This window comes from Mangrovimonas spongiae, assembly GCF_003944795.1.
Classification (GTDB): domain Bacteria; phylum Bacteroidota; class Bacteroidia; order Flavobacteriales; family Flavobacteriaceae; genus Mangrovimonas; species Mangrovimonas spongiae.
This window is the reverse complement of the sequence record NZ_RWBG01000001.1, coordinates 845,104-869,028: the sequence shown is the minus strand read 5'-3', so window position 1 is coordinate 869,028 and position 23,925 is coordinate 845,104. Positions and strand designations below refer to the sequence as shown.

At 34.5% G+C, this 23,925-nt stretch carries 21 protein-coding genes; 16 read left to right on the top strand and 5 right to left on the bottom strand.

Annotated elements, in window-relative coordinates; genetic code table 11:
• Positions 1–3 precede the first annotated feature (3 nt).
• The 4 genes from gcvP (at position 4) to EJA19_RS03955 (ending at position 5,421) form a co-directional block, all read left to right on the top strand.
• Positions 4–2,853 carry an aminomethyl-transferring glycine dehydrogenase gene (gcvP, locus tag EJA19_RS03970; RefSeq protein ID WP_125467035.1) on the top strand — a complete coding sequence of 950 codons (2,850 nt, stop codon included), beginning with the start codon at positions 4–6 and terminating at the stop codon, positions 2,851–2,853.
• Between the two features lie 102 nt (positions 2,854–2,955).
• A complete protein-coding gene (locus EJA19_RS03965) occupies positions 2,956–4,014 on the top strand; it encodes a 3-oxoacyl-ACP synthase III family protein (RefSeq protein ID WP_125467034.1) in 1,059 nt (352 codons plus the stop codon).
• 4 nt (positions 4,015–4,018) lie between these two features.
• Positions 4,019–4,546, top strand: coding sequence for a class I SAM-dependent methyltransferase (locus EJA19_RS03960; RefSeq protein WP_125467033.1), 528 nt, complete (start codon positions 4,019–4,021; stop codon positions 4,544–4,546).
• A gap of 32 nt (positions 4,547–4,578) precedes the next feature.
• The gene (locus tag EJA19_RS03955) at positions 4,579–5,421 is read left to right on the top strand and encodes a glycosyltransferase family 2 protein (protein WP_125467032.1); all 843 of its coding nucleotides are present in this window, start codon (positions 4,579–4,581) and stop codon (positions 5,419–5,421) included.
• Positions 5,422–5,607: 186 nt separating this feature from the next.
• On the opposite strand, the gene EJA19_RS03950 is transcribed toward EJA19_RS03955, so the two are convergent.
• Together EJA19_RS03950 and EJA19_RS03945 are read right to left on the bottom strand one after the other, a co-directional pair.
• Positions 5,608–6,414, bottom strand: a complete 807-nt coding sequence (locus tag EJA19_RS03950) for a DNA/RNA non-specific endonuclease (RefSeq protein WP_125467031.1) — start codon at positions 6,412–6,414, stop codon at positions 5,608–5,610.
• Position 6,415: 1 nt separating this feature from the next.
• Entirely contained in the window at positions 6,416–9,043 is a 2,628-nt protein-coding gene (locus tag EJA19_RS03945; protein ID WP_125467030.1) for a valine--tRNA ligase, read from the bottom strand.
• A gap of 176 nt (positions 9,044–9,219) precedes the next feature.
• Between EJA19_RS03945 and EJA19_RS03940 the strand changes: the two genes are divergently transcribed.
• Positions 9,220–9,645, top strand: a complete 426-nt coding sequence (locus tag EJA19_RS03940) for a DUF1573 domain-containing protein (protein WP_125467029.1) — start codon at positions 9,220–9,222, stop codon at positions 9,643–9,645.
• 36 nt (positions 9,646–9,681) lie between these two features.
• Here the strand turns inward: EJA19_RS03940 and EJA19_RS03935 are convergent, their stop codons facing one another.
• Positions 9,682–10,989: an aspartyl protease family protein gene (locus EJA19_RS03935; protein WP_125467028.1), complete on the bottom strand. Its 1,308-nt coding sequence runs from the start codon at positions 10,987–10,989 to the stop codon at positions 9,682–9,684.
• 136 nt (positions 10,990–11,125) lie between these two features.
• Between EJA19_RS03935 and EJA19_RS03930 the strand changes: the two genes are divergently transcribed.
• From EJA19_RS03930 to EJA19_RS03915, 4 genes are read left to right on the top strand one after another with little or no spacing between them, the layout of a single operon-like run.
• Positions 11,126–12,319 (top strand): pyridoxal phosphate-dependent aminotransferase, encoded by a 1,194-nt coding sequence (locus tag EJA19_RS03930; RefSeq protein ID WP_125467027.1) that lies wholly within the window; start codon positions 11,126–11,128, stop codon positions 12,317–12,319.
• A complete protein-coding gene (gene murB, locus EJA19_RS03925; protein WP_125467026.1) occupies positions 12,319–13,332 on the top strand; it encodes a UDP-N-acetylmuramate dehydrogenase in 1,014 nt (337 codons plus the stop codon). The genes EJA19_RS03930 and murB overlap by 1 nt, the downstream gene beginning before the upstream one ends.
• A 46-nt stretch (positions 13,333–13,378) precedes the next feature.
• Complete coding sequence (locus tag EJA19_RS03920; protein WP_125467025.1) at positions 13,379–13,912, top strand: RNA polymerase sigma factor; 534 nt, start codon at positions 13,379–13,381, stop codon at positions 13,910–13,912.
• 8 nt (positions 13,913–13,920) lie between these two features.
• Positions 13,921–14,718: an anti-sigma factor gene (locus EJA19_RS03915; protein WP_125467024.1), complete on the top strand. Its 798-nt coding sequence runs from the start codon at positions 13,921–13,923 to the stop codon at positions 14,716–14,718.
• A 42-nt stretch (positions 14,719–14,760) separates the two neighbouring features.
• On the opposite strand, the gene aqpZ is transcribed toward EJA19_RS03915, so the two are convergent.
• Positions 14,761–15,450: an aquaporin Z gene (gene aqpZ / locus EJA19_RS03910; protein ID WP_125467023.1), complete on the bottom strand. Its 690-nt coding sequence runs from the start codon at positions 15,448–15,450 to the stop codon at positions 14,761–14,763.
• Positions 15,451–15,593: 143 nt separating this feature from the next.
• Between aqpZ and EJA19_RS03905 the strand changes: the two genes are divergently transcribed.
• From EJA19_RS03905 to EJA19_RS03875, 7 genes are read left to right on the top strand one after another with little or no spacing between them, the layout of a single operon-like run.
• The gene (locus EJA19_RS03905; protein WP_125467022.1) at positions 15,594–15,797 is read left to right on the top strand and encodes a membrane or secreted protein; all 204 of its coding nucleotides are present in this window, start codon (positions 15,594–15,596) and stop codon (positions 15,795–15,797) included.
• A 6-nt stretch (positions 15,798–15,803) separates the two neighbouring features.
• Positions 15,804–16,916: a glycosyltransferase gene (locus EJA19_RS03900; RefSeq protein WP_125467021.1), complete on the top strand. Its 1,113-nt coding sequence runs from the start codon at positions 15,804–15,806 to the stop codon at positions 16,914–16,916.
• Complete coding sequence (locus EJA19_RS03895; protein ID WP_125467020.1) at positions 16,907–17,455, top strand: RNA polymerase sigma factor; 549 nt, start codon at positions 16,907–16,909, stop codon at positions 17,453–17,455. Before EJA19_RS03900 ends, EJA19_RS03895 begins: the two co-directional genes overlap by 10 nt.
• Positions 17,452–18,666 (top strand): Nramp family divalent metal transporter, encoded by a 1,215-nt coding sequence (locus EJA19_RS03890; protein WP_125467019.1) that lies wholly within the window; start codon positions 17,452–17,454, stop codon positions 18,664–18,666. Before EJA19_RS03895 ends, EJA19_RS03890 begins: the two co-directional genes overlap by 4 nt.
• Positions 18,667–18,714: 48 nt before the next feature.
• Positions 18,715–19,590, top strand: a complete 876-nt coding sequence (lipA, locus tag EJA19_RS03885) for a lipoyl synthase (protein WP_125467018.1) — start codon at positions 18,715–18,717, stop codon at positions 19,588–19,590.
• A complete protein-coding gene (gene gap, locus EJA19_RS03880; RefSeq protein WP_125467017.1) occupies positions 19,590–20,588 on the top strand; it encodes a type I glyceraldehyde-3-phosphate dehydrogenase in 999 nt (332 codons plus the stop codon). Before lipA ends, gap begins: the two co-directional genes overlap by 1 nt.
• Before the next feature lie 48 nt (positions 20,589–20,636).
• Complete coding sequence (locus EJA19_RS03875) at positions 20,637–22,871, top strand: ATP-binding protein (RefSeq protein WP_125467016.1); 2,235 nt, start codon at positions 20,637–20,639, stop codon at positions 22,869–22,871.
• Here EJA19_RS03875 and lpxK read toward each other — a convergent pair whose 3' ends face one another.
• The gene (gene lpxK / locus EJA19_RS03870; protein WP_125467015.1) at positions 22,872–23,879 is read right to left on the bottom strand and encodes a tetraacyldisaccharide 4'-kinase; all 1,008 of its coding nucleotides are present in this window, start codon (positions 23,877–23,879) and stop codon (positions 22,872–22,874) included.
• Between the last annotated feature and the right edge of the window lie 46 nt (positions 23,880–23,925).

Below are 23,925 nucleotides of genomic sequence, written 5' to 3'. Positions count from 1 at the left end.
TTAATGAATACAACGTCTTTTGCACTGCGCCATATTGGCCCAGATCAACAGGAACAAAAAGAGATGTTAAACACCATTGGTGTAGACTCTCTAGAACAACTTATTTTTGAAACTCTTCCAGATGGTATAAAACTTGAAGAACCTCTTAATCTTGACGAAGCCATGAGCGAACAAGAATATCTGGTTCATATTCATAACTTATCAAAAAAGAACAAAGTTTATAAAACCTATATTGGTTTAGGCTATCACCCAACCATTTTACCTGCTGTTATTCAACGTAACATTTTGGAAAATCCAGGTTGGTACACGGCTTACACACCTTATCAAGCCGAAATTGCCCAAGGACGCTTGGAAGCTCTTTTAAACTTCCAAACCATGATTGCCGATCTTACAGGAATGGAACTCGCTAACGCCTCGCTTTTAGATGAAAGTACAGCTGCTGCTGAGGCCATGAGTTTATTATTTGCTGTTCGAGAAAGAGCACAAAAAAAAGCTGGCATTAACAAGTTTTTTGTTTCCGAAGACATTTTGCCACAAACCCTTTCCCTTCTTAAATCTAGAGCGCTACCTATAGGTATTGAATTAGTTATAGGAAAAGAACATGATTTTAATTTTTCTTCTGAATTCTTTGGAGCTATACTTCAATACCCTGGAAAATACGGTCAAGTAACCGATATAAAATCATTCATAGAAAAGGCTAACACCAACAATATAAAAGTAGCTGTTGCTGCCGATATTTTAAGCTTAGTTAAACTAGAAGCTCCAGGAAAATTTGGTGCCGATGTAGTTATTGGAACCACACAACGTTTTGGTATCCCTATGGGTTACGGCGGACCTCACGCTGCTTATTTTGCAACAAAAGAAGCTTATAAACGTGAAATTCCAGGCCGAATAATTGGTGTAACTAAAGATATGGATGGCAATCGTGCTTTGCGTATGGCTTTACAAACACGCGAGCAACATATAAAACGCGATCGCGCTACATCAAACATTTGTACCGCCCAAGTACTTTTAGCTGTTATGGCTGGAATGTACGCTGTTTATCACGGACCAAAAGGACTTGAGTTTATTGCTAACCGCGTACACAGCGCTACAGTATTGCTATCTAATGCCTTAAAGCAACTAGGGTTTAAGCAAGTAAACACCGAGTTTTTCGATACGCTTCAAATAAAGACAAAAGCCAAAAAAGTGAAGAAATTAGCTAAGAAAATGAAAGTTAATTTCCACTATCCAGATGAGGAAACAGTAACTATTTCTATTAACGAAACTACTACTGTTCGCGATTTAAATTATTTAATCTTAGTCTTTTCTGAAATTGCTAACAAAGAAGCATTCACTATAGACGATATTCCTCAAGAAAACGCTATTTCAGAAAACTTACAAAGGAAAACAACATTTTTAACCGAAGAGGTTTTCAACAAATACCACTCTGAAACCGAGTTGATGCGTTATATCAAGAAATTAGAACGCAAAGATTTGTCATTAAACCACTCGATGATTTCGTTAGGTTCTTGTACTATGAAATTAAATGCCGCTGCTGAAATGCTTCCTTTAAGTATTTTTAAGTGGGCAAACGTACATCCTTTTGTTCCTGCAAAACAAGCCAAAGGTTACCTAACCGTTTTAAAAGAATTAGAAGACCAATTAACTGAAATTACTGGTTTTGCTGCAACATCATTACAACCAAACTCTGGTGCACAAGGTGAATTTGCAGGATTAATGGTTATTAAGGCATACCACGAATCACGCGGTGAAGGACATAGGAATATTTGCTTAATTCCAGCTTCAGCTCACGGAACAAACCCAGCATCTGCAGTTATGGCAGGCATGAAAGTGGTGGTAACAAAATCTACAGAAAAAGGTAATATAGATGTAGATGACTTACGCGAAAAAGCCGAACTACACAAAGACAACCTATCTTGTTTAATGGTCACTTATCCATCAACACATGGTGTTTACGAATCGGCTATAAAAGAAATCACACAGATTATTCATGATAACGGCGGACAAGTTTACATGGATGGTGCCAATATGAATGCCCAAGTAGGACTAACTAATCCAGGGAAAATTGGTGCCGATGTTTGTCACTTAAACTTACATAAAACATTTGCCATTCCTCATGGTGGCGGTGGACCTGGTGTTGGCCCTATTTGTGTTGCGAAACAATTAGTGCCATTTTTACCTGGAAATCCTATTGTAAAAACTGGCGGCGACCAAGCTATCGATGCTATTTCTGCCGCACCTTACGGATCTGCTTTAGTATGCTTAATATCGTATGGCTATATTAAAATGCTAGGAACCAAAGGGGTTACAGACGCTACCAAAGCTGCTATCTTAAATGCCAACTATATGAAAGAGCGTCTTCAAGGACACTTTGAAACATTATATTCTGGTGAAATGGGACGCGCTGCACACGAAATGATTGTGGATTGTCGACCATTTAAAGCCAACGGTATAGAAGTTACCGATATTGCTAAACGTTTAATTGATTATGGTTTTCATGCACCAACGGTATCTTTCCCAGTTGCAGGAACCTTAATGATTGAACCTACAGAAAGTGAAAGTAAAGAAGAGTTAGACCGTTTCTGCGATGCTATGATTTCTATTAAAGAAGAAATAGATATAACATCGAAAGAAGACACTAACAATGTGCTTAAAAATGCACCACATACATTAGAAATGTTAACTGCAGAAGAATGGCACTTTCCTTATAGTAGAGAAAAAGCTGCTTACCCGTTAAATTATGTTAAAGACAATAAATTTTGGCCATCAGTACGTCGTGTTAATGATGCTTACGGAGACCGTAACTTAATCTGTACTTGCGCGCCTATTGAAGACTATATGGAAGCCTAATTTAACAGTTTGAACATCGTAAAAGTTTTATAATTTATAGTTCGCTTTTAATTATTGGTAATTATATTAGTTACATTGCAATGATTAAAAGCGAACTTTTTTATGGGCATTACTATAACAGGAACTGGAAGCTACATTCCAGAAACTATTGAAAAAAACAATAGTTTTAACAATCACACCTTCTTAAATACAGATGGTTCAACAATAAATTCAACAAACGAAGTTATTGTTGAAAAATTTGAAGCCATTACTGGAATTTCAGAACGCAGATATGTTCAAGACCACCTTTCTTCTTCTGACATTGGAGCATTTGCTGCTGAAAAAGCTATAAACGATGCCAATATCGACCCAGAAACACTAGACTACATTATAGTTGCTCATAATTTTGGCGATGTAAAACACAATACAATACAAAGTGATATTTTACCTGGCTTAGCTGCAAGAATTAAACATTCACTTCGTATAAAAAACCCTAAATGTGTGGCTTATGACATCCTTTTTGGTTGTCCTGGTTGGGTAGAAGGCGTTATACAAGCCCAAGCCTTTATAAAAGCAGGTATGGCTAAAAAATGTTTGGTTGTAGGTACCGAAACGCTATCGCGAGTAGTAGATAAATACGACCGTGATTCTATGATTTTTTCCGATGGTGCCGGTGCAACAGTTATCGAACAAACTAATAACGATAGCGGTATTTTAGCCCACGAAACAGCAAGTTACACCTACGACGAAGCATATTACTTGTACTTTGGAAAATCTAACAACCAAGAATTACCTTCGGATACCCGATTTATTAAAATGCAAGGACGCAAAATTTATGAGTTTGCTTTAAATCAAGTTCCTAAAGCTATGAAAACTTGCTTAGATAATAGTGGCGTTGATATAAAAGACGTTAAGAAAATATTTATCCATCAAGCTAACGAAAAAATGGACGAAGCCATTATTAAACGCTTTTACCGCCTTTATCGGACACCAGAACCAGAACATGTCACTCCAATGAGTATTCATAAGCTTGGTAATAGCTCTGTTGCTACTGTTCCTACATTGTTTGATTTGGTAAAACACAATAAATTAGAAAACCATTCTCTTTCAAAAGGCGATGTTATTATATTTGCAAGTGTTGGTGCAGGCATGCACATAAACGCCATTACTTACAGATATTAACAACATGTACGAGAATAACTTTCCGAATAAACGCTATAAACACACACTTTCATTTTTAAAAAAACACATTTCAATCAACGAATCTATTTTAGATTTAGGTGTTGAGAATCCGTTTTCTAAAATTATGACTTCTGAAGGCTTTAAAGTTAAAAACACTCAAGGAGAAGATTTGGATGAAAACACCTCAACCATTGAAAAATCGGAAGCCGATGTAATAACTGCATTTGAAATTTTCGAGCATTTATTATCGCCATACACAGTTTTAAAATCGATTAAAGCAAACAAATTAGTCGCTAGCATTCCTATGCGGTTATGGTTTGCTTCAGCCTACAGGAGTAAAACAGATATACGTGACCGACATTTTCATGAGTTTGAAGACTGGCAGTTTGATTGGTTATTAGAAAAAGCTGGCTGGAAAATAATTGACCGTAAAAAGTGGACTAACCCAACCAAAAAAATTGGCATCCGCCCTATTTTGCGTTGGTTTACACCACGATATTATATTGTGTACGCTGAAAGAGTTAAGAATTAAAATTCGATATTTTAGTATTGAAATTTTAACATATGAATTTCTACATTGTCATACCAGCGCATAACGAAGCACGATTTATATCAGAAATGCTTTCATCTGTAGTCTGTCAAACAAAACTACCTAGGCGCTTAGTGGTGGTTAACGATAACTCGACCGACAATACGCAAAACATTGTAGAAACTTTCACAAAAAAACACGATTGGATATCGTCAATCAATACCACATCGACCAACCAACATATTCCCGGTTCTAAAGTTATTAATGCTTTTTATAAAGGTTTTGAAACTTTAGACGACAATTACGATGTGATTTGCAAGTTCGATGCCGATATTATTTTACCTCCTAACTACCTAGAACGACTATCCGAAATTTTCACAGAAAACCAAAAAGCAGGAATTGTTGGCGGATTGGCTTACATAAAAAAGAATAATGCTTGGGTTTACGAAAATATTGCCAAAAAAACACATGTACGCGGCCCTTTTAAAGCCTATCGTAAAGCTTGTTTTAAAGCTATTGGCGGATTAAAAAAATCGATTGGTTGGGATACCGTAGATACATTGCTCGCTAAATATCATGGTTGGGAAGTAGTTGTAGATAAGTTGCTACACGTTAAACACTTAAAACCTACAGGAAACACTTACAACGAAACCTCAAAACACTTGCAAGGCGAAGCTTTATATAAAATGCGTTATGGGTTTATAATCACCTGTATTGCTGCTTTAAAAATGGGATACAAAAAACGTAGCTTTAACACCTTTAAAAACTACCTTTTAGGGTTTCACACAGCAAAACAAAACAAAATACCATTTATTGTGACTAAAGAGGAAGGCAAATTTATTAGGAATTTACGCTGGAGAGGTATGCTTGGAAAATGATTATTAGTTCTCGACCTGACACAACATAAAACGTCCAAAAAACTGTGATAATTCTAAAAAAACGAAACTGCTTCTAAATACTTAGCATTAGAAGATTGAGACTGCTTCATTTCATTCGCAGTGACGTGACAATTTTAAATTCATTTTTTATAACTGAAAACTGCGACTGTAGACTGAAAACTGAGACTAAAAATGCCAATTCTTATAACTGCTGGAAGCTTCTAGTTTATTTTCTAAAACATCGTCTAATTCTGAGAAAAAGTCAATTCCTGTTAAATTTTCAAGCGAATCGATAGACACCACAAAATGATACAACGGTTTAGCAGAATTGTGATGAGGCATTAAAAAAGCCAAAGCCTTAGGATTACCATCATTATAATCCATCACAATTTTATAAAATTGGTTAGGCACCGAAACACGTTCGTCTCCAATCACTTTCATATTTCCTTTTAAAACACCACCCGTAATAACATAAACGCCATCATAGCGTTTTGCCCAATACCGTATTTTTTGTTCTAATCTATTCCAAACTCCAGAGTTAAAATCATGTTTTTGTGGTGAAATATTACTTGTTAGAAAGGTTTCTACATACAAATCGTAGTTAAATTCTCTATCGGCGGCAGGACATAAATGTCCACGATCATAACCAGATTTTTTATAATTACTCCAATGAGCTGCGCCTGTTTTTACAGCGTCGTCAATTTCAAAATAAGGCCGTTTAAAATTGGTATTTACCAACTGGCTTTCTTTAAGCTCGTAAGCTACCCATTCTGGTTGTTCATGAGGTTCGCTATATGATAACGAATAGCCATCATGATGTACTATTTGCCCGGTTGTACTTGTTGGTAAAAAAAATAAATTAGTAAGATCTTTTTCTATCTTTCCCTTACTAATAATAGCATCTTGCTCTTTAGTATTAAGGTAAGTTTCGAACACATATATCCCACACACAATAACAATAGCGACTATGGAATATATGGTTCGTTTACTCATATTATTTTAACGATGTTAAACTTGCTTTTAGCGTTTCAATTTTTGCCAAAGCATCAGCTTCTTTTTTCTTTTCGTTGGCTACCACTTGCTCTGGAGCATTATTTACAAAACGCTCGTTGGATAGTTTTTTCTGAACAGATTTTAAAAAGCCTTCGGTATAGTTTAACTCTTCGGTAAGTTTTTCTATTTCAGCTTCCACATCAATCGCGCCAGCCATAGGAATAAAATACTCGTTGGACTTTACTCTAAAAGTCAATGCACCTTCGACAGCTTCTGTAACGTAATTAATAGCTTCTAAATTTCCTAACTTTTTAATTACAGTATCGAATGTTGGTTTAACGTTTTCATTGTTTATAACTGAAAAAGCAATCGCATCTTTAAAGGCTATATTTTTTTCTTTACGAATAGTTCGAATTCCAGATACGACGTCTTGAGCGATTTCAAATTCTGAAATTAAACTTTCATTTATTGATTTTGATTTTGGCCATTGAGCTACAATTAAAGCTTCTTCTGGAGTTCTTTCTGAAATAAATTGCCAAATTTCTTCGGTTAAAAATGGCATAAACGGATGCAGAATGCGTAAGTTATCTTCGAAAAGCGCAATAACTTGTTGTAATGTTTTTTCATCGATTGGCTCGCCGTATGATGGTTTTATCATCTCTAATAGCCACGAACAAAAATCGTCCCAAATTAGCTTGTACGTTGCCATTAAGGCATCACTTAAGCGGTATTTTGAGAAATGATCTTCAATCTCGGCTAAGGTTTGCTGAAACTTGTTTTCGAACCACTCGATAGCTATTTTACTAGATTCTGGCTGTTCGATTGTTTCGCTTACTTCCCAACCATTGATTAACCTAAAGGCATTCCAAATTTTGTTTCCAAAGTTTTTACCTTGTTGGCATAACCCTTCGTCGAACAATAAATCGTTACCTGCCGCTGAACTTAATAATAAACCTACACGAACACCATCGGCGCCAAATTCTTCAATAAGTTTTAAAGCATCTGGCGAGTTACCTAACGATTTACTCATTTTACGGCGTTGCTTATCGCGTACCAGTCCTGTTAAATACACGTTTTCGAATGGGCGCTCGCCTGTATATTCGTAACCTGCAATAATCATTCGTGCTACCCAAAAGAACAGAATATCTGGTCCAGTTACCAAGTCGTTGGTTGGATAATAGTATTTAAACTCGTCATTTTCTGGGTTGCGAATGCCATCGAACACACTCATTGGCCATAACCAAGATGAGAACCATGTGTCTAAAGCATCCTGATCTTGACGTATATCTTCGCGATCTATTATAATGCCTTTTTCTTCGATTAAACTATGAGCTTCTTCAATACTTTCAGCAACAACAAAATCGTCTTTACCGTCGCCGTAATAGAAAGCTGGTATTTGATGTCCCCAATATAATTGTCGTGAAATATTCCAATCGCGAATGTTTTCCATCCAATGGCGATAGGTGTTTTCGAACTTTTTAGGGAATAATTTAACCTCTTCGGTTTCTAAAACCGCTTTAATAGCTGGTTTTACTAGGTCTTCCATTTTTAAGAACCACTGGTCGCTTAATCGTGGCTCGATAACGGCTTTGGTTCTTTCGGAAGTTCCTACTTTATTAATATGAGTTTCTGTTTTTACCAAAAACCCTTTTTCTTCTAATTCTTTTGAAATTTCTTTACGTACAACAAAACGATCTTTACCTTCATAATGCAATCCAAAACTATTCAGCGTAGCATCGTCATTAAAAATATCAACGACCTCAAGATTATGTTTATCGCCTAACATTTTATCATTCTCATCATGAGCGGGCGTAACTTTTAAACATCCTGTACCAAATTCAAGATCTACGTACTCATCTTCAATAATAGGGATAACACGATCGCACAGCGGTACAATGGCTTTTTTACCTTTTAAGTGAGTAAAACGCTCATCATTAGGGTTAATACAAATAGCGGTATCGCCTAAAATGGTTTCAGGACGTGTGGTTGCAATAGTTACAGTCTCATCACTACCTTCAATTTTATATTTTAAATAATAAAGAAGACCTTGTTTTTCTTCATAAATCACCTCTTCGTCGGACAAGGTTGTTTTGGCTTCAGGATCCCAGTTTACCATGCGGTAACCTCGATATATTAAGCCTTTATTATATAAATCGATGAATACTTTGGTTACACTTTCCGACATATCGTCATCCATTGTAAACTTCGTTCTATCCCAATCGCAAGAACAGCCTAGCTTTTTTAATTGATCTAAAATAACGCCACCATATTCATGTGTCCAATCCCAAGCGTGCTTTAAAAACTCATCGCGGGTTAAATCGTTTTTATCAACGCCTTGTTCCTTAAGTTTTGCTACAACTTTAGCCTCAGTAGCTATCGAGGCATGATCTGTACCTGGCACCCAACATGCATTTTTCCCTTGTAAACGTGCACGACGAATTAACACATCTTGAATGGTGTTGTTTAGCATATGTCCCATATGTAAAACCCCTGTTACGTTTGGAGGCGGAATTACAATGGTATATGGCTCACGTTTATCTGGTGTTGAATGAAAATACTCATGTTTCATCCAGTAATCATACCATTTACTTTCTACTTGATTAGCATCATATTTTGATGGAATACTCATACTTTGGAATAGTTTTTGAAATACAATGTGCAAAAGTACTTATAATTTGGTTTCTGTAAAAAGATTTAGGAGTTGATACTTGAGTGATTAGCTTTTTTTAACATGCATTACGTCTATTTTTTTTGCATGAGGACTGAAAAGTAAGTAAGTTTACCGTTCAATTAAATATAAATATTATGAAAAATTTAATTACAATATTATTTATTGGCTTATTAAGCTTTACTGCTACAGCACAAGATAAAGTTGCTAAAATCGAGTTTAAAACCGATGTTATTGACTATGGCACAATTAAAAAAGGTGCTGATGGTGTTCGTGTTTTTGAATTTACAAATACAGGAAATGCGCCATTAGTAATTTCTAATGTAAAGTCTAGTTGTGGTTGTACTGTTCCGGAAAAACCTAAAGGGCCTATTTTACCTGGAAAAACAGGCGAAATAAAAGTAAAATATGACACTAATCGTGTGATGCCGATTAGAAAAACCATTACAGTAACATCTAACGCAGAAACGCCTACTGTTGCACTTAAAATTAAAGGAGAAGTTATTGATCCTAATAAAACAAGTGTTCTGGAAAAGAAACAGAAAAGTGTGATGGAAAAATAAAAATGTAAAAGCCCTGAATTATTCAGGGCTTTTTTTTTAATCAAACATACTTTCTAATTTAAAAGTGACTTCAATAGTTTTTCCATCTCTATCTAAAAGCAGTTTTATTACTTTCCCTGAATTACCATAAAACTGTTTTACAATTCGTTGTAACGATAGTTTTCCAGCAGATTTTCCATTAATTTCTAAAATAATATCTCCTAAAATTACGCCTGCACTTTCAGCTGGTGAACCTTTTCTAAGCTCTACGACTTCAAAAGCCGGTTTTAAGCCTATCTTATATTCAGGATTGGTTGTTATAGTTTGATTTCCAAACTTTATTAATTGACCACTTCTTAGACTAAGTTGTTCTTCTACAACAAGCATCATCCCGTTTTGTTCTATCTCTAATCCAGCTCTGTTATACCTAAAATCTTCATTAAAATATTTGTTCTTTTTTAGGATTAATCTTTCATTAGGATAATCGATAAACATATTAAAACGTTTTAAAACATTACCAGCAACACTGCCGTTTCTATCTTTATATTGCCTAGCATTAGATATAGACAAAGAATCTGGGAAAGACACATTGGTATTTTTAAATTGAAATCCTGCTACAGAGAAAGCATCAACCTTGGAACGCTTACCATAAACACTTCCGTTTAACCCATAACCTAAAAAGTCTTTAAAAAACATGTCGTTAGGCACAATCCCCAAACTATCTTCTTTAAATAACCACAAGGCATCGCTTCCACCAGAATCAATAAGTAAATTAACCGGTATTTTTTCACCTAAAATAGTAACCTGTGCTTTTAGATACGGTTTGTTTTTATAAAAAGTTACATCTAGCTCTTTACAATTTCGGCATACTTTTGGAGAATACAAATTAGGATTATATACCCTTAAAAAAGATCTGCTATAATTAATCTCTACTATAAAATTCTTAAAAAAATCGTATCCTATAATACCGTGAACGGCTACCCCCAAACGTGGCGCAAAACTTAAATTGGTGTCGTAAACAATAAATAATTCTTGATTTAAATTAACCGTTTCGCCAATTCTTATCACATTTCCTTGAGACCTTAAAGCTTCTACTTGTAGCCCTTCTCCTAAGCCTCGTAAAAATATTTTTTCCGATTCTTTAATTTGAAGTGAATCTTTTAAATTCAAAAAATTAAAAACAATCGACTTATTAACGCCTGTATCTAATAAAAAAGATAATTCTACACCATTAACTTCTACTGGAACAACAATAAGATTATTAATTAGCTTAAAATGGATCTTTTTTGAGCGTTTTCCATTCATAACAAAACCATCTTGTGCATGAACGTTTACGCTCACACCTATCAAAAAAAATAGTATCATTAAAACACTTCTCACAAAAAACTAATAATCAATACTATATCAAGTTACAAATCTTTACATTAAGATGGCTTTTTAACAGTCCTTTTTAAAAAAACTTTAAGATAATTTTCAGACATTTGCAGACAAATAAAAAGACATGCCAACAATATCAAAAAAAGGGCAAGATATGCCGCAATCGCCAATTAGAAAATTGGTGCCTTATGCAGAAAAAGCTTATCAAGAAGGTAAAACTGTTTACCACTTAAACATTGGGCAGCCCGACATAAAAACACCAGAAATAGCACTTGATGCTGTAAAAGTTCACTCCTTAGATATTTTAGCCTATACCAGGTCTGAAGGTTCCGATGGCTATCGTACAAAAATTGCGAACTATTACCACAATCAAAATATTGAAGTTGATAAAGATGATATTATTGTAACAACTGGGGGTAGCGAAGCCCTATTATTCGCTTTTGGAAGCATTATGGATGTTGATGATGAAGTAATAATTCCAGAACCATTTTACGCCAACTACAATGGGTTTTCTACAGCCTCTGGCGTAAACATTGTTCCAGTAATCTCTAAAATTGAAGATAACTTCGCATTGCCTCCAATTGAAGAGTTCGAGCAACTTATTACTCCTAAAACCAAAGCTATTCTTATTTGTAATCCTGGAAACCCTACCGGATACCTTTATTCAAAAGAAGAAATACAAAAATTAGCTGCATTAGTAAAAAAACACGATTTATTTTTAATCGCAGATGAAGTATATCGTGAGTTTATTTATGATGGTTACGAACACTACTCTATCATGCAAGAGGACAGCATTAAAGATCATGCTATTATGATAGATTCTGTTTCTAAAAGATACAGTATGTGCGGTGCTAGAATAGGCTGTTTGGTCTCTAGAAATAAAGAGATTATTTCTACGGCATTAAAATTTGCCCAAGCAAGGTTAAGCCCTCCAACATTAGCCCAAATTGCTAGTGAAGCTGCACTGCAAACCCCACAAAGCTACTTTGATAATGTTATTGAAGAATATGTAGATAGACGCAACACACTAATCCGAGAATTAGAAAAAATAGATGGTGTTCAAGTTGCTAAGCCTAAAGGTGCTTTTTACTGTATTGCAGAACTTCCCATTGAAGATGCCGATCACTTTGCACAATGGCTTTTAGAACATTTTGATATTGACGGTGAAACAGTTATGGTTGCTCCAGCAGCAGGTTTTTACTCAACAAAAGGCGTTGGAAAAAACCAAATTAGAATTGCTTACGTATTAAAAAAAGAAAGCTTAATTAAAGCCGTTCATATTTTAAGTGAAGCCCTAAAAGTTTATAAAAAATCTTAATGGACATTAGAGAAAACATATCTCTTAAGCCCTACAATACTTTTGGCATTGATGTAAAAGCTAAAACGTTTTTAGAAATCAATACTATTGATGATTTAAAAACAGCCTTAAACAAATTTCCAAAAGAAAAGCTCTTTATTCTTGGTGGCGGCAGCAACATGCTACTCACCAAAGATATAGACGCTTTAGTTTTACACATTAATATAAAAGGTATTGAAGTTATTTCAGAAAACGACACACACGTCACCATACAAGCTCATGCAGGAGAAAACTGGCATGAGTTTGTACTTTGGTGCTTAAAAAATAACTTTGGTGGAATTGAAAATCTATCTCTAATCCCAGGTAATGTAGGCACCGCTCCAATACAAAACATCGGCGCTTATGGTGTAGAACTAAAAGACGTTTTTGTGTCTTGTAATGCTATAGAAATAGCCACACAAAAAATGGTTACTTTCTCAAAATCAGATTGCAATTTTGGGTATCGCGAATCTGTTTTCAAACAAAATGCCAAAGGAAAATATATTATTACTAGCGTTTGTTTCTCGTTAACGAAAAGCAAACACAACCTTCATACAGGCTATGGCGCTATTACAGCTCAACTAGAGAAAATGGATGTAAAAAAACCTACAATATCTCATGTTTCGAAAGCTGTTATTGCTATTCGAGAAAGTAAATTACCAAACCCTAAAGAAATTGGTAATAGTGGTAGTTTTTTTAAAAATCCTATTATTACAAAACCACATTTTAACACCTTACAAAACAACTTTCCAAACGTACCTTTTTACAAAATTTCTGAAAATGAAATTAAAATCCCTGCCGGTTGGTTAATCGAGCAGTCCGGCTTTAAAGGAAAAACCTTTGGCAACTACGGTGTACATAAAAAACAAGCCCTGGTTCTTGTTAATTATGGTAATGCAAATGGAAAAGACATATTACATCTTGCAAGGTTAATTCAAAAAACCGTTAAACGAATTTTTAATATTGATATTGAAACTGAAGTCAATATTATTTAAAAATATATAACTTTGGCTTTCTAACTTAAACGAAACAGTTAACCATTTGAGGACTTCAATAGAAAAAGAAATTATTGACCTTTTAGCACAAAGCGACAAAAGAGCCATCACGTTATTATACGAAAACTACGCCGATGCACTTCTGGGGGTCGCCATGAAAGTACTAAAAGACGAAGACCTTGCCCAAGATGTCCTTCAAGAAAGCTTAATAAAAGTTTGGAGAAAGCCCCAATCCTACAACCCTAAAAAAGCTAAATTATTTACTTGGTTATATAGAATTACCTACAATACAGCCATAGATAAAATACGTTCGAAAGCAAATAAACAAAGTAAAGAGATCCAAATTGAGGTTTCAAACGTATATAAATTGACATCCAAGAGTATAAATCAAGATGTTATGGACCTAAAAACCCATTTAAAAACCTTGGACAAAAAGTATCAAATTGTACTTGAAGCCTTGTTTTTTGAAGGGATGACACAGCAAGAAGCCAGCGACGAACTAGACATTCCGTTGGGTACTATAAAATCAAGATTAAAAATTGGACTTCGTGAATTAAGAAAAATTTACGATCCAGAATAAAAAGCGTCATGAATGATAAAATAACTACTTTTTTAAATTCTGACCTATTAGAAAAATATCTTTTAGGTGACACTACTTCTGCCGAAACAGAAATGGTTGAAACTTATATTTCGAAATATCCAGAAGTAGAACAAGCATACAACACATTACAAGACAACTTGGAAATTATGGCCAAGTACAATGCCGTTGATGCACCAAAAACCATTTTAAACAATGTTTTAAATGAGTTAGACACAAAGCCTGTTAAAACCTTAGCTACTAAAAAGAAACCCTCCAAAAAGTGGTTTCAATATTCTATAGCTGCCAGTGTTGCAACTATTGCTTTTGCCACACTATCTTACACACTTTATCAGCAAAATCAAGCTTTAAAACACGAAAACCAAGTAGTTGTTGATGAAATATTTGATTTACGTAACGATATTGAAAACAACAATAGCAAGTTAGACGATTTAATGCGTCAGTTTATGAAACTGAATAACCCTGACACCGAAAAATATGTGTTGCGTGGAAATGATAGAGCTAAAAACTTAAAAACAGTAGCCTACATTAACCCTAAGGAAAAAACATCGATGATTGATGTAGTTTCGCTACCTAAACTTCCAGAAAACCAAACCTATCAAATTTGGGCCGAAGTACAGGACAGAATGGTTAACTTAGGTATTTTAGATGAAGCCGATAGAAAACTTAAAACAATCCCCTACATGGAAGATGCTTTAGGATTGTCTATTACCATAGAGGACAAAGAAAATTCTAACGATGTTACTGTCGAAAATGAAGTCGCCGAGATTTCACTTCAGAAAAAATAATACAAAAAAGCTGAGTCAAAAAAACTCAGCTTTTTTTTATAACTAATCGTTATTTCCATAAAGAAATTTTCCTATTACTCCAGCTACGATAGCACCAGCAATGGGAGCTAACCAAAACAGCCAAACTTGACTTAAATAAGCACCTTCTGCAAATAACGCCTGACTGGTAGATCTTGCAGGATTTACAGAAGTATTTGTAACAGGAATACAAACCAAATGAATTACGGTTAGACTTAATCCTATGGCAATTGGCGCAAATCCTTTTGGAGCCTTGTCGCTTGTACTTCCTAAAATTACAAGTAAAAAGAACGCTGTTAAAATAAATTCAGCTACAAAAGCAGAGGTTAACGAATAGCCTCCTGGCGACAACTCACCATAGCCATTAGAAGCAAATCCACCAACACTTTCAAAGCCATCTACTCCAGAAACAATAAGATACAATGCACTTGCGGCCAAAATAGCACCAATTAATTGTGCTATAATATAACCTGGTAGTTCTTTCATAGGAAATCTACCCCCAGCCCAAAGTCCTAAACTTACTGCAGGATTAAAATGTCCGCCAGAAATATGCCCAACGGCAAAAGCCATAGTTAAAACTGTTAAACCAAAAGCCAATGCTACTCCTGCAAAGCCAATGCCTAATTCTGGAAAAGCTGCTGCAAATATGGCACTTCCGCAACCACCAAAAACTAACCAAAAGGTTCCAAAAAATTCAGCTAATAATTTTTTCATAATGTGAAAAGTTAAGATTGTATACTTCTAAGATACAGAATATTGCAATAAGTCACACTTTAATCCTTCTACACTTATAAATACTATTAATGTATTTATGTTTTTCAACTGTAAATATTGTACCTTTGCCTAAAATTTCTTTTATGAAACTTTTATTAATTACATTACTTTTATTAGGGCTTGGAGTTGCTGGTATTGCCATTAAAATATGGGCAAAAAAAGATGGTAAATTTGCTGGGACTTGTGCTAGCCAAAACCCGATGCTTAACAAAGATGGTGACGCTTGTGGATTCTGTGGAAAAACTCCAGATCAATTCGACTCTTGTAACGAACCTCAACACTCATAGGCTTTAATGCAGTTTATAGATATCGTATTCTACAGTTTTATTGTAGTAGTATGCATACAAACTGTATTTTATTTAGGGATTTTTTCAAAGTTTGCCTTTGAAAAAATTAAGCATAAAAAACCAAAAACCACTCCTGTTTCGGTTATTATTTGTGCCAAAAACGAAGCAAAGAACCTTCAAAATTTTCTTCCTTCAATCCTAGAGCAAGATTACCCAAATTTCGAGGTCATTTTAATTAATGATAGTTCCAGAGATCACACCCTTGATGTTATGGAACAATTCGAAAAACAATACAACAACATTAAAATTGTAAATGTTAGAAACATTGAAGCGTTTTGGGCCAACAAAAAATACGCCTTAACATTGGGTATTAAAGCTGCAAAAAACAACACATTACTTTTTACAGATGCCGACTGCAAACCTGTATCCAACAAATGGATAAGCGATATGAGTTCGCATTTTAGCAATGCAAAAACCATCGTTATTGGCTACGGCGCTTATAAACGTATAAAAGGCTCTTTTTTAAATATGCTAATTAGGTTTGAAACCTTACTTACCGCTACGCAATATTTTTCTTATGCAAGTCTTGGTATACCTTATATGGCTGTTGGCAGGAATTTAGCCTACCGAAGCGAAACCTTTTACGATGCACGAGGATTTATGAATCATATTGATATTAATTCTGGCGATGACGATTTGTTTATAAACGAAATTGCTTCTGGAAAAAACACAGCCATTTGCGTAACAAAAACGAGTTTTACAGAATCGCTACCAAAAACCACCTATAAAGATTGGGTTTTACAAAAAAGACGACACATTAGCACAGCACATCGCTATAAATTAAAACATAAGGTTTTACTATCTACATTCTATGCATCGCAATTCTTATTTTGGGGACTGGCCATTGCTTTATTACTAACAACTTTTAATTGGCCTATTGTCCTATCGTTAGTTATGTTTAGGTTAATGACACTCTATTTAATATTAGGAAAAACATCTAAAAAGCTAGATGAGAAAGGGCTTCTAGCTATACTACCTGTTCTAGAATTGTTTTTAATTAGTATGCAAATGGTTATCTTTATAAAAAATCTTATCTCAAAACCACATCATTGGAAATAAAAGACGCTATTGAAAAAGCAAAAAAGAACGACCAAATAGCATTTAACTACTTGTTAGACACTTATTGGAACGATGTTTATGGCTTTCAATTAAAGCGCACTCAAAATGAAAATGATGCCGAAGATATCACCATTCAAACCTTTTCAAAAGCTTTTGATAAAATAGACACCTATAATGATAATTATGTTTTTAAGACGTGGCTAATTGCCATTTCAAAAAACATTCATATTGATTTGTTGAGAAAGCAAAAATCTTCTGTTGAAAGCACTGCAAACAAACATGTAGAAGATGAGTATTTTGCCGTTGCCGACGAGTCTCCAACAGCCGAAGATAAACTTATCAAAGAGCAAAATTTAGCTAAGTTACTTCGCGACATAAAAAAACTAAAACCACATTACCAGAAAGTTATTAATCTTAGGTATTTTCAAGAATTAAGCTACAAGGAAATTTCCAAAGAACTTGACGAACCCATCAACAATGTAAAAGTAAAGCTGCTTCGGGCTAAAAAACTTTTAGCTGAAATTATTAAGAAAAAATGATACTTCGGTTTAAATCTTTAGGTCCTGGTTTGCTGTTTGCTGGTGCCGCTATTGGCGTATCGCACTTGGTACAATCTACAAGAGCTGGTGCCGACTTTGGTTTTGGGTTAATCTGGGCATTACTATTAATAAACATCATAAAATATCCGTTTTTTCAATTTGGGCCGCGCTATGCAACAGCAACTGGAGAAAGTCTTTTAGACGGCTACAAAAAATTAGGTAATGGTGTTTTAATAGCTTATTTTATTATCACATTCGCTACAATGTTTACCATTCAAACGGCAGTTACTATTGTTACCGCTGGCTTAGGAAAAACGTTGTTTGGAATAGATTGGCCTATTGAATATTGGACATTAATAATCCTTGCTATTTGTTTGGGCATCTTGCTTAAAGGACGATATGCATTTTTAGACAACTTAATGAAAGTCATTGTCATCACTCTAACCATAAGCACCATAGCTGCAGTTGTAATGGCTACTTCAAACACAAACGAAATACTGTCTTTCTCTCAAATTATTCCTAACGATACGGTTGGCATTGCTTTTTTAATCGCTTTTATGGGTTGGATGCCAGCGCCTTTAGATATCTCGGTATGGCATTCGTTATGGTCGCTAGAAAAGAAAAAAATAGATGCTTCTTTAGAGCCTAAAACGGCATTATTCGATTTTAATGTGGGTTTTTTAAGCACTATTGTAATCGGGCTGTGTTTTCTTGCTTTAGGTGCTTTAGTTATGCATCAATCTAACGTAAGCTTTAGTAGTTCGGCAGCAGTATTTTCCAATCAACTCATCACAATGTACACAGACAGTCTTGGTAATTGGGCGTATTGGCTTATTGGTATTGCCGCTTTTACAACCATGTTTAGCACCACCTTAACAACCTTAGACGCTTCACCAAGAGCCATGGATAAAACCACCTCGCTACTCTTTAACAAGAACCACAAAAAAGGGTATCTATTTTGGATATTATTGTTAACCATTGGCACCTTAGCTATTTTCTTCTTATTTCTTTCTGAAATGGGTACACTTATTGAAATCGCTACAATATTATCGTTTTTAACAGCACCTTTCTATGCTATTTTAAATTACAAGGTTATTAGTAGCAAACACACACCACAAGCTTGGCGACCTTCAAAAACAATGCATATGTTTAGCTGGCTAAGCATCATATTTTTGATTGGTTTTAGTATTTGGTACTTAACAACCATTTAGCATAGTTTTAAGGATATACTTTGTATCTTTGTGGGCTGAATTTAGTTTATGGAAACAAAAACTGCATCCAATATATTACCAAAAGAACGCAAGCCGAAATGGCTTCGCGTAAAACTTCCTACGGGGAAAAAATACACAGAGCTACGTGGTTTAGTAGACAAGTACAACCTTAACACCATTTGCACTTCGGGAAGCTGCCCAAATATGGGTGAATGTTGGGGTGAAGGCACTGCAACGTTTATGATTTTAGGAAATGTATGTACAAGAAGTTGTGGCTTTTGCGGTGTAAAAACGGGAAGACCTGAAACGGTAGATTGGGATGAACCAGAAAAAGTAGCGCGTTCTATAAAAATTATGAAAATAAAACACGCGGTTTTAACTAGTGTTGACCGTGATGATTTAAAAGATATGGGAAGCATTATGTGGGCCGAAACCGTAAAAGCTGTTCGCCGTATGAACCCAGAAACCACCTTAGAAACTCTTATCCCAGACTTTCAAGGGGTAGAACGCCATATAGATAGAGTTATTAATGTTGCTCCAGAAGTGGTGTCTCATAATATTGAAACTGTTCGTCGTTTAACTCGCGATGTGCGTATTCAAGCAAAATACGATAGAAGTTTAGGTGTCTTAAAATACTTAAAAAGCCAAGGCCAACGTCGTACAAAATCTGGTATTATGTTAGGTTTAGGTGAAAAACGCGAAGAAGTTATTGAAACGCTACACGATTTAAGAGAAAACGATGTGGATGTTGTTACTATCGGTCAATATTTACAGCCAAGTAAAAAACATTTGCCGGTTAAGCGTTTTATTCTACCTGATGAATTTCAAGAATATAAAGAGATTGGTTTAGAGCTTGGTTTCCGTCACGTAGAAAGCAGTGCTCTGGTAAGATCTTCGTACAAAGCTCAAAAACACATCAACTAATGATTCGGGTTGGGATTAATGGATTTGGAAGAATTGGTCGACGCTTATTTAGACTTGCCTTAAACCATCCTGCTATAGAGATTGTTGCTATAAACGATTTAGCTGATGCTAAAACTTTAAGCCATTTATTAAAATACGATAGTATTCACGGTGTTTTAAACATGGATGTTTCTTATACCAAAAATGCCATTTTAGTGGATGGAATATCCATTCCATTATCAAGCCACAATCATCCTCGTAAAATAAATTGGGCGCCCAACAATGTTGATATTGTTGTAGAATCTACAGGTAAATTTAAAGACAAATCTAGCTTACAACATCATTTAAACAATGGTGCTAAACAAGTTATTTTAAGCGTTCCTCCAACAGACGATGATATTAAAATGGTTGTTCTTGGTGTAAATGACAATATTCTAGACGGTACCGAAACCATGGTTTCCAATGCCTCATGCACAACCAATAATGCCGCACCAATGATTAACATCATTAATGATTTATGTGGTATTGACCAAGCCTATATTACAACGGTACACTCCTATACTACCGACCAAAGTTTACACGATCAACCGCATCGCGATCTTCGTCGTGCTAGAGCAGCAGGACAATCTATTGTACCTACAACCACTGGAGCAGCCAAAGCTTTAACCAAAATATTTCCAGAATTAGCTAGTGTTATAGGTGGCTGTGGTATTCGTGTTCCGGTTCCTAATGGCTCTTTAACCGATATTACATTTAATGTGAAAAGAACCGTAAGTATCGAAGAGATAAATAAAGCTTTTAAAGAAGCTTCTGAAAATGCTTACAAACATATTCTGCAATATACAGAAGACCCAATCGTATCTATTGATATTGTGGGAAATACGAATTCTTGTATATTTGATGCTGAAATGACATCGGTAATTGGAAATATGGTAAAAATTATTGGTTGGTACGATAACGAAACAGGCTATTCTTCTAGAATTTTAGACTTAATATGCAATTTATCGATTAAATCGTAACTTTTATCGAATAAATATTTATATTTGCCTGTAACAGAGACTATGAATATGTCCCAAATTTTAAAACATACTTATACGCTTCTTATTATTTTAATGAGTTTTGGCGCATTCGCACAAGAAACTGTTGGTGATGATCCAGAAACCATTCAAAACAATATTGACTATAGAATAAATCAAGCCCAATTTGATATTGAAAGTCATAATTATTTTCAAGCGAAGAATGAATTAGACGAAGCTTTAAAACTTGCTCAAAAGATAGATAACAAAAAAAGCTTAGGTATTATATATTCTAAAATTGGCAAACTTCAATTTATAACAGAAGAACCTAACGAAGCTATAAAATCACTTATTAAAGCTAATAAAATTCAGCGTTTGGCTAAAGATGAAACTAACTTGGCCGAAACCTATAAAATTTTAGGAAACGTTTACTATTCTAAAAAAGAATTCAATAAAGCCTTAGAATATTACACCTCGTCCCATTCTTTATTCGAACAAGCTAACTTAAATAATTATGTCGCCGAAGTATTACTTAATGAAGGAAAAACACATATAGCTTTAGAGGAATATTCCGAAGCCAAATCGAAATTACAAAAATCTGTTGTTCTTGCTAATAGGTATGAATTAGACAAAGTATTAAGTAGTGCCAAAATAAATTTAGGGTATGCGCTTTATAAACTCAACCTTAAAAACGATGCGCTTTCTGAAGCTAGCGAAGGGCTCTCCATTGCAAAAAACAATAATTTTGTGAATGTTTTAAACGACGGGTATTTAATTTTAAGCGATTTACATCAACTAAATGGCGAATACAAAAAAGCCAATAGCTTTTTAAAGAAATATGTATCCATCTCCGATTCGCTATTAGAAGTTAAACGTAATAATCTATCCAACGAAAAGCGTATTCAATTATTAACAGATAATCAAACCGAATATCAAAAAGAACAATCGGCCGACTTAGAAGAGCAAAAAGCTGCAAACGATTTAAGCAAGCTAACAACCATTTTAAGTATTGCGTTAATTACCATTTTATCGCTACTTACTCTATCATTATACAAAAACAACAATATTAGGTTAAAAACCAACAATATGCTTCACAAGAAAAACAGTGAGCTTATTGTCTCTAAAGAAAAAGCAGAACTAGCCTCAAAAACCAAAGCCAACTTCTTATCTACCGTAACACACGAGTTAAGAACACCGCTTTATGCTGTAACAGGTTTAACCAATATGCTGTTAGAGGAAAACCCAAAACCAGAACAAATTCAGCATTTAAAATCTTTAAAATTCTCTGGAGATTACTTATTAACTTTTATAAACGATATCCTTCAAATTAATAAAATTGAAGCCAATAAAGTTGATATTGAACCCGAACCTTTTAACTTAAAGAAAAAGATTACCAATGTTATTGCGGCATTAAAAAACTCGGCGAACGATAACAATACCAAACTTCATTTTGAATATGAAGAAAACTTACCAGAAAACTTTGTTGCCGATCAAATTAAGATTTCGCAAATATTAATAAACCTAGTAGGAAACTCTATTAAGTTTACTAAAGATGGTGATATTTGGGTTAAAGTGAGTAAACTAAGCCAAGACAGCGAAATTTTTAATCTAAGATTTGAAATAAAAGACAACGGTATTGGTATAAGTAAAGAGAAACAAGAACAATTGTTTGATAGCTTCTCGCAAGGCTCTATTCAAATTAACAGAAAATATGGCGGAACCGGCTTAGGACTTTCCATTGTAAAAGGATTAGTTAAAATTTTAAAAGGTAAAATATACCTAGAAAGTGAACTAGGCAAAGGCTCTAATTTTATTTTTGAAATTCCATTAAAGTATACCGAAAAAGAAGAAGTTGTTGAAGAAAAGAAAAGCTATTTTAATGACATTAGCGAGATTGATCTAGAAAACATTAATATTCTTGTTGTTGAGGATAACAAAATCAACCAAATGATTACTAAGAAAATCCTTAACAAAATGAAACTTAAATGTGATGTTGTTGATCATGGTGAAGCCGCTGTTGAAAGTGTTAAAGACAAAGCATACGATGTCGTGTTAATGGATATTCACATGCCAGGAATTAGCGGACTTGAAGCCACAAAAATAATACGTGGGTTTAACAAAGAAATTACCATTTTTGCTCTAACAGCCGTAACCCTTGAAGACAAAATGCATGAATTTGATGAAGCTGGCTTTGATGATATTATCTCTAAGCCTTTTAAGCAAGAAGACTTTGAGAAAAAACTTTTTAATGCCCTAATGGGAGAGCCTCAACAAAAAACTAGCTAATTAAAACGCCTTAATAAAGGACTTAATAACTTTGTTAAAATTAGCTGTATCATAAAAACCTATTTCAATAGGCAAATAAAACAATTTACTTTTTAGCGCCTTAAATTCCAACAATCGCATATAATCTTTTTCGGTAGTAACAATTACCTTATTATTTGTTGTAATCTTTGTAATATCCTTGTCACTAAAAGCATGGTGATCTTTAAACTGCATGTGATTAAAATGTAATCCTTTTTCATTAAGAACGTTTAAAAGCGGCTTAGGGTTGGCTATTCCAGTTACCAAAGTAAACGGTTTTAACTCAGCTAGAGGTAGCTTATTCACTTCTGTAAAAACGTGTTTAGAGTAAGTTATATAACTAAAAAACACCTGTTGATGTGCTTTTGGTTGTAACATACCCACAATACGCCTTCGCTCTTCTTCTAAAAGATTATCAGGACATTTAGTCACAACAATTATATCGGCCCGTTTTGCTCCTGTTTTAGGCTCACGCAAATTTCCTGTTGGCAAGACAAAATCATTAATATATAAATCGTTATAAGTAGTTAACAAAATATTTAATCCTGCTTTTACCTTTCTATGTTGAAACGCATCGTCTAATAAAACAACATCTGGATGTTGCAACGAAAGCAATTCGTTTATACCGCGAACACGATTACTATCTACAGCAACACTAATAAATTCTTTAAATTTATTATAAAACTGAAAAGGTTCATCGCCTAAAGTTTCAGCTGTATCTTCCTTACCAGCCAACCTAAAACCTTTGGTTTTTCTACCATAACCTCTACTTAAAGTAGCTAGCTCGTAATCTTGCTTTAACAAGCTTACTAAATACTCTATCATAGGGGTTTTCCCGGTTCCTCCTGTACTTAAATTGCCTACACAAATCACAGGAAATGAAAAAGAAGTGGATGTCTTCCAACCTAAATCGTAAAACAAATTTCTAAACCAAGTCACCAAATAATAAATGGGCACAATAGGAAACAGAAGTATGCGTAGTAATTTCATAGTAACGAAAGTAAATATTTTATATTTGTTTTTAAATCCAAACCTA